Origin of the sequence: Bacillus altitudinis 41KF2b, from assembly GCF_000691145.1 — a bacterium.
Classification (GTDB): domain Bacteria; phylum Bacillota; class Bacilli; order Bacillales; family Bacillaceae; genus Bacillus; species Bacillus altitudinis.
The window spans coordinates 635,048-647,685 of record NZ_ASJC01000001.1 but is presented as its reverse complement, the minus strand read 5'-3'; the positions used below and the strand labels follow the sequence as shown (position 1 = coordinate 647,685).

Annotated in this window: 11 protein-coding genes; 2 read left to right on the top strand and 9 right to left on the bottom strand. The window is 40.9% G+C overall.

The window, feature by feature from the left end:
- Positions 1-108: 108 nt before the first annotated feature.
- On the bottom strand, positions 109-582 hold the full coding sequence (locus BA79_RS03255) for a CarD family transcriptional regulator (protein WP_007499456.1): 474 nt from the start codon (positions 580-582) through the stop codon (positions 109-111).
- A gap of 589 nt (positions 583-1,171) precedes the next feature.
- Here BA79_RS03255 and BA79_RS03245 point away from each other — a divergent pair.
- Together BA79_RS03245 and bslA are read left to right on the top strand one after the other, a co-directional pair.
- Positions 1,172-1,573 carry a hypothetical protein gene (locus tag BA79_RS03245; RefSeq protein WP_035701075.1) on the top strand — a complete coding sequence of 134 codons (402 nt, stop codon included), beginning with the start codon at positions 1,172-1,174 and terminating at the stop codon, positions 1,571-1,573.
- A gap of 125 nt (positions 1,574-1,698) precedes the next feature.
- Positions 1,699-2,235: a biofilm surface layer hydrophobin BslA gene (bslA, locus tag BA79_RS03240; RefSeq protein ID WP_017359045.1), complete on the top strand. Its 537-nt coding sequence runs from the start codon at positions 1,699-1,701 to the stop codon at positions 2,233-2,235.
- Between the two features lie 144 nt (positions 2,236-2,379).
- Here the strand turns inward: bslA and BA79_RS19505 are convergent, their stop codons facing one another.
- From BA79_RS19505 to tdh, 8 genes are all read right to left on the bottom strand, one after another.
- Positions 2,380-2,553, bottom strand: coding sequence for a hypothetical protein (locus BA79_RS19505; RefSeq protein ID WP_158082758.1), 174 nt, complete (start codon positions 2,551-2,553; stop codon positions 2,380-2,382).
- 201 nt (positions 2,554-2,754) lie between these two features.
- Positions 2,755-4,656, bottom strand: a complete 1,902-nt coding sequence (gene mutL, locus BA79_RS03235) for a DNA mismatch repair endonuclease MutL (protein WP_035700822.1) — start codon at positions 4,654-4,656, stop codon at positions 2,755-2,757.
- Between the two features lie 22 nt (positions 4,657-4,678).
- Positions 4,679-7,255, bottom strand: coding sequence for a DNA mismatch repair protein MutS (mutS, locus tag BA79_RS03230; RefSeq protein WP_035700820.1), 2,577 nt, complete (start codon positions 7,253-7,255; stop codon positions 4,679-4,681).
- Between the two features lie 124 nt (positions 7,256-7,379).
- Positions 7,380-7,925, bottom strand: coding sequence for an outer spore coat protein CotE (gene cotE, locus BA79_RS03225; protein ID WP_007499466.1), 546 nt, complete (start codon positions 7,923-7,925; stop codon positions 7,380-7,382).
- Positions 7,926-8,173: 248 nt separating this feature from the next.
- Positions 8,174-8,608, bottom strand: a complete 435-nt coding sequence (gene ricA, locus BA79_RS03220) for a regulatory iron-sulfur-containing complex subunit RicA (RefSeq protein WP_008344661.1) — start codon at positions 8,606-8,608, stop codon at positions 8,174-8,176.
- A gap of 1 nt (position 8,609) precedes the next feature.
- Complete coding sequence (miaB, locus tag BA79_RS03215; protein WP_035700817.1) at positions 8,610-10,136, bottom strand: tRNA (N6-isopentenyl adenosine(37)-C2)-methylthiotransferase MiaB; 1,527 nt, start codon at positions 10,134-10,136, stop codon at positions 8,610-8,612.
- A gap of 157 nt (positions 10,137-10,293) precedes the next feature.
- Complete coding sequence (locus tag BA79_RS03210; RefSeq protein ID WP_155923899.1) at positions 10,294-11,475, bottom strand: glycine C-acetyltransferase; 1,182 nt, start codon at positions 11,473-11,475, stop codon at positions 10,294-10,296.
- Complete coding sequence (gene tdh, locus BA79_RS03205) at positions 11,472-12,536, bottom strand: L-threonine 3-dehydrogenase (RefSeq protein WP_035700811.1); 1,065 nt, start codon at positions 12,534-12,536, stop codon at positions 11,472-11,474. The genes BA79_RS03210 and tdh overlap by 4 nt, the downstream gene beginning before the upstream one ends.
- Between the last annotated feature and the right edge of the window lie 102 nt (positions 12,537-12,638).

Sequence of the window (12,638 nt, the reverse complement as noted above, 5' to 3'; positions counted from 1 at the left end):
GTCAAAAACACCTACAAAATTGGGAATTTTCATCTTTTTTCAAATAAAAAAGCTGTAAACAAAAGGAATATCTCCTTCTGTTTACAGCCAGTCTCTGTATATCCAGCATTAAACTCTTAATTCATTCTCTAATGCTGTCAGCACTTCATCTTGCGACATGCCTTGTGCAAGTGAAATTTCGCTCACTAACATGCCCCGTGCATCTTCAAGCATCTTCTTTTCACTAGAATTTAAGGCTTTTTTCTGATTACGTCTCATCAGATCTTTGACAACGTCTGCGCCATCTTCAATCGAACCTGTTTTTAGCTTTTTCAGATTTTCATCATATCTTTGCTTCCAAGTAAGCGTGTCGTCGTTTGTTTCTTCTGCAAAATTGTTCATCACAACTTTCAGCGTAGCTTGATCAGCTACCGGACGTATACCTAGTTGATTGATTCTGCCTTTTGGGACCATCATCTGCATATTCGGCATTTGAATCAGAAAATATTCCTGCGTCTTACCTAAAATCTCTTTTTCTTCCATTCCTTCAATCACACCGGCTCCATGCATTGGATAAACAATTTTATCACCTATTTGAAACAAATCCGCCACCTCCGAAAGTATTCACAATATCATTATAACACATTTCAGCAGAGGATAAAAATTTATATTTTATCATGTTAATTTAGCACTAGTCAATTCTTTTTATTTGAGTTTTTAAAGAATTAGCCTTTTTTTACAAAAGGAGCGCCACCATCCAGTCCTCGTACACCTTTCTTGCATATACTAGCATTGAGTCACATTTAGGAGGGATGACAATGTGCAAATGCAAGAGCAAACATTCCCACTCAAAATGCTATAAAAAGCATGACGATCATCACCATATTGAGCCGTGTGAAAAAAAGAAGTCTTATCATAAAAAAGATGATTGGTTTGAGAGCGATTTTTGGGATACGTCAAGAAGCTACGATCCCCATTATTTTCCTAAAAGTGTCTGTAGCAGATGTAAGAAGCGTCGCAGAAAAAGACATAGCTTCTCATTTTAGTGCTTGACGCTTCACCTGCTTTTGTTTTCCCGGCTGAAAAGCCGGTTTTTTTGTTGCATGTTGTTCTTTTCTTTCATATGGATAGGCTCATGAAACAGGTGCAGTTCATAAGATATGGCAACCTGAAAAAAAGGATGAGATACAAAATGAACAATATGAATAACCAAACCAACCATTACCATCAAGGAAATCCCTATCACACGTTTGAAAATGTGTATACAGCCAATCATGAGCATATGATCGCACCAAACATGCATGACGCTATGAATATGCCAAATCATTATCATACCGGTAAAAAAGATGCTTATAGCGGACACCATCCGCATCATCATTCAGCCTATTCCCCTTTTATGAAGCAGTATGAACCCTATTCAAATGTACAGATGAACGATCACCATCACTTCGGTCACTACGGCAATTATGGTATGGCTCCCTACCAGCCATATGGCTATCATGATATGCAGATGATGATGCCGGCAAATCATCATATGACAGGAAATGCTTACGGAATGAACCAACCAAATGCATTCCTACCCCGTTATTACTAAAAAACAAGCAAAATAAGGGTATAAAATACCATTTAATGACATATATGAATATGGTAATCTTATAGGTAAATAATGGATGTAATCATCTATTATTTACCTATAATCAACCAAGGGGGAAGGAAGAAATGAAGAAAACATGGACAATCATTATGATGGGGATGCTGACATTGGTCATGGCACTCTCAGTACCGCTAGCCGCATCAGCTGAAGGGGCTAAAACAGAGGAAGGCAAAGCTTCAACAAATGCACGACCAGCTGCACTTTATGCAAAAATCACAGGAGCAAGTAAACAAGAATGGTCTTTTTCTGACATTGACCTGACTTACCGTCCAAATTCTGTTCTTAGTATTGGTGCAGTTGAATTTACTTTACCAGCAGGTTTTCAAGCCACAACAAAAGATATTATCAACGGAAAAGCTTTAAAAGACAGTTACATTTTGAACAATGGAAAAACTGTTCGCATTCCAGCTCGTTTCGATTTATTCGGAAGTTCCCAATATACATTACAACTTTCTCATAAAGTACTTCCTGCTGCAGGTACATATACGTTCCGCGCAGAAAATCGTGCGATCAGCATTGGTTCCACATTTTATGCAGAGGATACGATTGATATTAATAAACGACCAGTTGTCGTCACACCGCCAAATCCTTGCGGATGCTAAACGAAAAAGCGCTCTTAGAGCGCTTTTTCTCATTTATTACAGCTCTTGCCGCTGTGCTTACTGCATTTTATATGATTGTTACACCATATCTCATGATGGTCTGTCATCATTTAGTTGGCAAACCCATATATGGCGTTTTTATTGTTATTTTTGCTCTTTTAATTTTTTAAAAATCACAAATTGATATACGCCAAATAGTAAGGTTAGGATCATCATTGCGGTAAATAGTTGATCGACTGGAAGCAAAAAATATACGACAAAAAAAGATAAAAGCAAAACAAAGTAACCTATATTGAACGCTTTTTTGAATGTCATCATATTCCCTCCTTTTTAAAATCATATCACGCTTCACCTAATCGTATAACCAAATAACAAAACCCCCTATCCATTTGAGGAAAGGGGTTATCCTTACAACATGACAGCGGGTGTTTATCTTCACATACCAAAAACACGAACCAAACTATCGGATTGAAAAATTAATTGGTGGGCAAACCGATTCACCCACCATCTCAAACCTTGCTACATGACCCGTTTAAACATTTTTTCCATTTCGTATGTGGAATGATGAATCATAATCGGCCGGCCATGCGGACATGTAAATGGGTCTTGTGTTTGCCGGAGTTCATCTAATAAGGCTTTGATTTCATCGTGACGCAAATGACGATTTGCTTTAATCGAGCCTTTACAGCTCATCATGATCGCCGCTTCTTCTCTCAGTTTCTTGATATCCACACGCTTTTCATCAAGTACTTGCTGAATGATTTCTTCGATGAGTTCAGCCTCTTCTCCTTTAGGAAACCACTGCGGATGCGATCGAACGATATAGCTGCCTGATCCGAATGGCTCTAAGAAGACCCCTACTTTTGCTAAAATATCGATATGCTCTTCAATAATCAACATATCGTTTTTTGAGTAGTGAAAGGTTAATGGAACAAGCATTTCTTGCACTTCCTGTTCAATGTCTCCTACCTTTTCACGAAAGTACTCATACTTGATTCGCTCTTGGGCAGCGTGCTGATCGATGATATAAAGACCGCGTTCATTTTGAGCCAAAATATACGTTCCGTGCATTTGTCCAATCGGATACATCACAGGGACACGTTCACTTTCAGCCTGATGCTGGGCTGCACTGTCTTCCAGTATCACTTCGTCATGTTGTTCATGCGAAGCTGCAGATTCCTCTACATATACATGGTCAAACGTTTCTTCAGACGATGCTGGTAAAGTCGCTTCCGTACTTTCCGGTTCACGCATCCCGTATGTGTCGTTCTGACTGGTCTCGTATACAGCCGATTCGAGCGAGTCCGGCTCATAGGAAACCGGTGTTTCCATTCGGCTTTTCATTGTTTGTTTAGAATCAAAAGATAAAGACTGCTGCTCATTTTTCACTGCTGGCATTGGTGCTTTTTTTGGCACTGAAGCACTTGGAATGAGCTGCTGTTTTTGAAAGACGTCCTTAATCCCTTGTTTGATCAATTCATGAAGTTCCTGCTCTTTACTTAGTCTGACTTCAAGTTTAGAAGGATGTACGTTCACATCGACTAAAATGGGGTCCATCTTCATCTCAATAAATGTAATCGGATGGCGTCCGATCGGGAGGAGTGTATGGTATCCTTCATGAATGGCTTTCACCAGCGGGAAATGCTTGACATATCTGCCGTTGACAACAGAAGACATATAATTACGTGATGCCCTTGTCACTTCTGGTAAGGAAATATAGCCTTTTACTTCAAAATCAAGTGATTGTACATGTAGTGGCAGCATTTTTTTGGCCACTGCCGTTCCATAAATGGCCGCAAGCACATGCCGCACATCTCCGTTTCCATTTGTTTGAAGCAGCACTTTTCCTTGATGTCGCAAACGAATCGACACTTCTGGATGAGCAAGTGCAATTCGGTTCACAACATCAGAAATGTTGCCAAGCTCCGTATGAACAGTTTTCATGTATTTTAGACGGGCTGGCGTATTATAAAATAAATTGGTGACCACAATTTCGGTGCCGCGACGGCCAGTGGTTTTTTTCTCCGAAATGATCTTCCCGCCTTGGAGAGCTAAGTGTGTTCCAGCACCTTCACCGGTACTTGTCTTCATTTCTAAGTGAGAGACGGAGGCAATACTTGGCAGCGCCTCCCCCCTGAAACCGAGCGTCCTGACACGAAACAGATCATTTTCATCTTTGATTTTACTCGTCGCATGACGCTGAAAGGCGAGCTTACAATCTTCAGCATCGATTCCCACCCCATTATCAATAATTCTAATAGAAGAAAGTCCTGCTTCTTCTACATCGATTTCAATGACAGTACTACTAGCATCGATCGCATTTTCCACGAGCTCCTTCACAACAGAAGCCGGGCGTTCGACCACTTCACCAGCTGCAATTTTATTTGATAGGTCATCGGATAACTGAATAATCTTTGCCATTTCTTGCTCACCTCACTTTACATTATAATTTCTTTTGCAATTCATATAGCTTTGTCATCGCTTCAAGCGGTGTCATATCCATTAAATTAAATGACTTCAATTCTTCGATCACTGCTTGATCTTTGTTTTTCAGAACAGGTTTTGTTTGCGGTTTTTCTTCCACTTCAAAGAAAGAAAGCTGCTGTTTTTCCTCAGCCATTTCTTTTTTCGGGGCTTTAGAGACGCTCGGAATCACTTCATGTGATCCGCTCTCAAGCTCCGTTAAGATGGTCTGGGCTCGATCAATGATCGCATCAGGCAGTTCAGCAAGCTGCGCTACATGGATGCCGTAGCTTTTATCCGCTGCTCCTTCTTTGATTTGATGTAAGAAAACAACTGTCCCTTCATGTTCTTCTGCTCGTACGTGGACATTTTTCAGTTCGCTTAATTGGGATTCCAGTACCGTCAGTTCATGATAATGAGTGGAGAAAAGGGTTTTGGCACCAATATGATCATGCACAAATTCAATGATTGCCTGTGCAAGAGCCATTCCATCATAAGTGCTTGTCCCGCGTCCAATTTCATCAAATAAAATCAAACTGTTCTTTGTCGCATGTACCATCGCATTTTTTGCTTCAAGCATCTCTACCATAAAAGTACTTTGACCAGAAATCAAATCATCTGCTGCCCCAATACGTGTAAAGATTTGATCAAAAATCGGAAGGGTTGCCTTTGATGCTGGCACAAAACAGCCAATTTGCGCAAGAATCGAGATCAATGCCATTTGTCTCATATATGTGCTTTTCCCTGACATATTCGGACCAGTAATGAGCAAGGTTTGTCTCCCTTTGCCCATTTGGCAGTCATTCGGCACATACTCTTGATGATCCATCACTTTTTCAACAACAGGATGACGACCATCAATGACTTCCACTTCATCTGATGAAAATTCAGGGCGAACATAACGCCGTTTTTCACTCACAGTGGCAAAGCATTGCAGCGCATCAAGCTCACTCATTTGTTTTGCAAGCAACTGTAATCTAGGAATATAGGCTTTTACTTGTTCCCGAAGCGCAGAAAATAGTTCATATTCCAATTCACTAATATTTGATTCCGCCTCAAGAATAAGGGCTTCTTTTTCTTTCAATTCAGGTGTAATATACCGCTCTGCATTGGCAAGGGTTTGTTTTCTTTCATAACGGCCTTCTTCTAATAAATGCGTATTTGCACGGGTCACTTCGATATAGTAGCCAAACACTTTATTAAAGCCGACTTTCAACGATCGAATGCCTGTATATTCTCTTTCTTGCTGTTCAAGACGAGCGATCCAATCTTTCCCGTTTCGGCTCGCATCACGATATTCATCTAATTTTGCATTGTAGCCATCTTTAATCAAATTGCCTTCTTTTAACGTCATCGGCGGATTCTCATAAAGAGCATCTTCTAATAAATTAAGTAAATCACCGCATGGGTCAATGTCATTTGCTCTAGATTTCGCCATTTCCTCCGGGAGAGAATGGACAAGCTCTTTAATAGCCGGCACTTGCTTGAGAGATTCTTTCAATTGAATAAGATCTCGGGCATTCACATTTCCAAATGCCACACGGCCTGCTAGACGTTCAAGATCATACACTTGCTTTAAACGTTCTCGCAGATCCTCTCGCTCAAAGAAATGTTCCATCAAAATTTGCACCATTTCCTGGCGTTCTTTGATTTGTGAAAGGCGGATGAGCGGACGATCAATCCATTGCTTCAGCAATCTTCCGCCCATTGCCGTTTTTGTTTCATCTAAGAGCCATAATAAAGAACCCTTCTTGCTTTTTGAACGGATGGTTTCTGTTAATTCAAGGTTTCTTTTTGAGTAAAGATCAATTTTCATCGTTTGTTCAAGCTGAAACACTTGAACTTGCTGAAGATGATCAAGACTCCTTTTTTGCGTTCTTCTTAAGTATGCATAGAGTGTTAAAAATGCTATTTTCAGATGTTCGTCAAGATGAGCAACGAGTCGTTCAGCTTCATCTATTAATTCAGCGCTATCTTCGTATGAGATGGTCGCTTGGCAGCGTTCCTTCAGGGTTTTCACCGTTTCTTCATCAAGCTGCTTTGATACCACAATCTCTTTTGCACCGACAGAATAAATTTCAGACACAACTTCATCTAACCGTTCAATGAAAGCCGCCATGTTTTCACCTGTTGATAAATCGGAAAGCGCAAGACCGTAGCCATTTTGAAAGCTGGAAACAGACGCGATAAAGTTATTTTCGTTTTCATTCAGTCCTTTGCCGTCCATGACCGTACCTGGTGTAATCAGTTGAACGACCTCTCTTTTGACCACACCTTTTGCCGTTTTAGGGTCTTCCACCTGCTCACAAATGGCGACTTTATAGCCTTTTTCAATCAGTTGTTCTATGTATGCAGACGCAGAATGATATGGAACACCACACATTGGAATCGTGCCGCCATCCCTGCTTGTTAACGTAATTTCTAATTCTTGTGCTGCTTCTTTTGCATCATCAAAAAACATTTCATAAAAATCGCCTAAGCGAAAAAATAAAAAGGCATCTTGGTAATCTGCCTTGATCTTTAAATATTGCTGTATCATGGGCGTATAACTTGCCATATTTCTAATCCCTCACTATATTACTTTCGAATTCATACCATCTTTCATTATAGCATAAAAATTCACCTTTTTTCCCTAGATCAAGGCACAAAAAAACTAGGGGGATATGCGCCCTAGTCATCAATTACTCTTCTGGATCACCCGCGAGGAATTCTGGATGAATATCTTCTAATTCCTCATCCACTTCTTCTTCCCATTCGTGATCATCTTTTTCTTTCCAGCTTGAATTGACTTCTACAACAATTTTGGTTTCCCCTACTACTTCAGCAATGAATTCACGCTCTGCTTGAACGACAATTTTATTGCCATTTGGAGAAATGGTGACTTCTAAGCAATTGGGCTGCTGCAAGACTTTCGCAATCACTTCGTGCTCATCATCAAGGAAGTTTTTATCTTTATATCTCAGTTTGATGATATCTACATATTTTACACGTTCTGTGACCACTTCGGTTTTCGTGTTGTCTGCGTAAGAATACCACACGTTAATATCAAATGTACCTTCAATCTCAACTGTTTTACCGACCTTTTCAGCATCATACTTATGATTAATGATCCAACCGCCTAGGATGCTGGTTGGTTTTTGCGATGGAGAAATGGTGTGTGTGCTTTGGGTAAATTTCCTCCCTTTTGCAACCACCGCTTTTGTAATAATTTCTCTGTATTCAGACATTCCGGCATGCCTCCTTGTTCTTGATCGTTTTATCTTATGCTGGGCATTCGTCTAGTGTGTCACGATTTTGAGTCTCATGTTCAATTAAATTCATTTCTGTTTCAGTGTATGCATGGTCGCCCATAAACTTGCCTTGAAAATTGGAAAAGTTGGAGAGTGAGAGATTGGGGTTGATGGAAGCTGAAGGAGAAAGAAGGTATGCAATTCTTACATCAGAAAACAAAAAACCCCGCATCTGCGGGGTTTTCTCATTTAATGGAGCAACTTGGGGATGAGTTTTTCACTTTTGAACCGGTTTCTCCTAATAAGAGGTCACCGCCGGTTGAAAGAATGATTTCATCCGTTACTTGATTAGAAATCGTGTGCGCTACAAGCTGAAGCAGGGAATTAACCTCTGTTTGTGATTCTTTGAATTCTTGAATCACTGGGATCTCATCCAGTTCTTCTTGCAGGGCATCAATTTTTTCTTCCACTTGTTTTAAGGCTTCATGTTTGCCATAATGCTTTAAATTCACAGCTTGCTTTTGAAGCGCCTTAATTTGATTAATGATCGCTGCAATTTTTGTATTTTCATTGATTTGCGCTTCTGCTTTTTTGAAGAAATCAACTTCTTCTGTTTCAGAAATCATTTTCGCGAGCTCTCTTGCGCGCTCGACAATCTCTTTCTTTGAATAAAGCGTCATTTTAATTCACCTCGATAGCTTCTCCAACCATTTCTCCGTCAAGAGACCAAGTTTTGGCTTGTGTGATTTTCACTTTGACGATGTTGCCAATCGCTTCTTTTGGTGCTTTAAAATTCACAAGCTTGCTTTTACTTGTATATCCGGCTAGGATCTCAGGGTTGTTTTTACTTTCACCCTCTACTAATACTTCGACAGTCTGCCCTTCATATTCCTTCATTTTCTTCGCAGAAATTTCATTTACGAGTGCATTCAGGCGCTGCAGACGTTCTTTTTTTACACGCATTGGCACGTTGTCTTTCATATTGGCTGCTGGTGTTCCTTCTCTTGGAGAGTAAATGAACGTATAAGCCGCATCAAACTCAACCTCACGATAAAGGGAAAGCGTCTCTTCAAACTGCTCATCTGTTTCATTTGGGAACCCAACGATAATGTCCGTTGTTAATGAAACATTTGGCATTGCCTCTTTGATTTTGCGCACTAGGTCAAGGTAACGTTCACGGTCGTATTTTCTTGCCATGAGTTTCAGCACAGAAGAACTTCCTGATTGAACAGGCAAATGAATATGGTCGAGAAGGTTTCCGCCTTTGGCAAGCACTTCAATTAAGTGATCATCAAAGTCACGCGGGTGGCTTGTTGTAAAACGGATACGTGGAATATCGATTTTACGCAGCTCATCCATGAGGTGACCAAGACCATATTCCATGTCTTCAAAATCTTTTCCATACGCATTCACGTTTTGACCAAGAAGGGTAATTTCTTTATATCCTTCTGCTGCTAAGCGTCTGACCTCTTGAATAATTTCATCCGGACGGCGGCTTCTTTCCTTACCGCGCGTGTAAGGGACGATACAATATGTACAGAATTTATCACAACCGTACATAATATTCACCCAGCCCTTAATTTTTCCTTGGCGGGCTCTCGGAAGATTTTCAATCACATCGCCTTCTTTAGACCAAACCTCAATGACCATTTCTTTTGACAGGTAGCATTCAGATAATAGCTCTGGCAGGCGGTGAATGTTGTGGGTACCGAAAATCAAGTCAACAAATGGGTGTTTCTTTAAAATACGGTTAACGACAGATTCTTCTTGTGACATGCATCCGCAGACGCCTAAGATTAAATCTGGCTTTTCACGCTTTAATGCTTTTAAATGACCAAGCTCTCCAAACACTTTGTTTTCTGCATTCTCACGAATGGCACAAGTGTTTAATAAGATGACATTCGCATCTTCAGTCGAATTTGTTGGTTCATAACCAAGCGCCATAAAAATACCAGCCATCACTTCTGTGTCATGCTCATTCATTTGACAGCCATATGTGCGAATATAAAACTTGCGGCCGTTCCCTAACCCTTGAAACCGCTCGTCAATTTGAAATTGATTGTATTCGACTTCTTCTTTACCCCGTTTTTTTGCATCTTTTAAGGAAGGCGGAATGTACACAGCTTCAAAATATTGGCTGTAGTCCTTCTCGGATTTTTTGTCCGATGAACTTACTTGTCCGCTCGCTTTTCTCTGCTCTTCATTCATGAATTTGTACTCCTTTCAAACCAAGCTCCACCCTACAGTATAGACTATTTTGTCGTGAATTGAAAATAAATTCATTTGTGTTTTTTCTATGAAAAATGTCTATCATCTGGACAGTCATCAATACTCTTGATCAAAAGAAAAGAGAGCCTCAGCTCTCTCAATTAAGTATATTCAGTTTTTTTGCTTCTTCTTCGATGATTGTCAGTGCACGGTCAAGCTCTTCTTTTGTGTGCTCTGCTGTGATGATGGCTCTAATTCTCGCTTTTCCTTTCGCTACAGTTGGAAAAGCAATGCCTTGAGCGAAAACGCCACGCTCGATTAATGCTTTTGAAAAACGGAAAGTAAGTGCCTCGTCTCCAATCATCATTGGAATAATAGGCGTTTCTGTTGGTGCCACCTCAAATCCAAGACCGATGACTTTTTCTTTAAAATAGGCTGCGTTCTCCCAAAGTGTTTCAATGCGTTCCGGTTCGTCTAACAGCACTTCAATGGCTTCTTCACAGGCTCTTGTGACAGCCGGCGGATGTGAGGTGCTGAATAAAAACGGTCTTGCTTTATGCTTTAAGTAATCGATTAAAACGGCAGAACCAGCTACGTAACCGCCTAACACACCAACTGCCTTACTAAGTGTGCCAACCTGAATATGCACTCTGCCGTCAAGTTGAAAATGATTCACTGTTCCGCGGCCATTTTCACCAAGTACTCCAGACGCATGGGCATCGTCTACCATCACAAAGGCATCATATGCTTCTGCAAGTCTTACAATCTCAGGAAGCGGTGCAATATCTCCATCCATTGAAAACACACCATCTGTCACGATAAGACGGACGCGGTAATTCATCGATTTCTTTAATATTTTCTCAAGCTCTTCCATATTAGAATGAGCATATACTTTTTTATCTGCTTTTGTTAAGCGAATCCCATCGATGATTGATGCATGGTTCAGCTCATCTGAAATGACAATATCATCTTTTGTGAGAATACTGGATAAGACCCCTTGGTTGGTCGTAAAGCCTGATTGGAATACAAGGGCTGCCTCTGTCTTTTTGAAAGCAGCGAGCTTTTTTTCAAGCCGTTCATGCATTGTCATCGTTCCAGCAATGGTTCGTACAGATCCTGTTCCAGCACCGAATTCATCAATCGCCTCTTTTGCCGCTTTCATCAGCCTTGGATGTGAGGTGAGACCTAAGTAGTTATTTGAAGAGAGTTGTATGACGGATTGTTCATTTAGTGTCACCGTGGATGATTGTTTGGAATCGATTTCTTTCAGTGTTTGATGGGTGCCTTGCTGCTTCATTGTGTCCAATTCATCTTGTAAATACGTAAATTCTTTCATCATTTCGTCCCCCTTTGATATGATGGCATGATCAGTACGACCTTCCCGCACGTACCATTTCTCATAAGTTCAAATCCCTTTTCAAAATCTTCAAATGGCAGCGTATGGGTGACAACCGGCTGTACATCAATGGTATTCGTTCTTAAAAGTTCAGATACTTGACGCCACGTCTCAAACATTTTTCTCCCCGTGATCCCTTGCACGGTTAATCCCCTAAAAACAATTTGATTCGTAATGTCAATGGTTACCGGCCGCTCTGGCAAACTTAGTATATTCACTTTCCCTCCATTTGCACAAGCTTCGAGTGCTTGATTAATCGCAACGGGATGTCCTGACATCTCACACATCACGTCTGCCCCTTCCATCCGCGTGAGCTGCTTGATCATGGCAACAGGATCATCTTTTCCGATATCCACGATATGATCTGCACCCATTTTACGGGCAAGATCCAGTCTGTATTCATTTTTATCAACAGCGAACACTTGGACAGCCCCGGAGGCTTTTGCAACCGCAATCGCCATTAAACCAATGGGCCCGCAGCCAAAAACCGCCACTGACTTTCCTGAAACAGGTGTATGCAGAACTGTATGAACAGCATTTCCAAGCGGTTCTTGAATAGATGCAAGTTCCACTGGCATTTGAGCTGGATTATGCCACACATTTTGTTCTGGTACTTTGACATATTCAGCAAAACAGCCATCAATGTCGACCCCTAAAATTTTCGTTTCGCTGCACAAATGCTGCTGACCCGTTAAACACATATAACACTGATTACAGACAATATGCGTCTCAGCCGATACAAAATCCCCTACTTTTGCTCGAGAGACTTGGTTCCCCGTTTTGACAACTTCCCCTGTAAATTCATGACCAAAAATGTACGGTGCTTTGACTCTCCCCTTCGCCCAATCATCCCAATTATAAATATGCACATCCGTTCCGCATATCGATGTAGCCTTTACCTGGATGAGCACTTCATGATCCCTTATTTCTGGAATCGGCATTTCCATCATCGCCGCTCCGTAAGCGCTTTCTTTTTTAACAATCGCTTTCATCGTTCCACACATGACGTACAACCCCTTTGTTAAAAAACTTCTCCCAATCCGATCTTATCATGTCTTATTTTAGACGTAAATACCGCTGTCTTTCAGGAGAAGACAAATGAACAC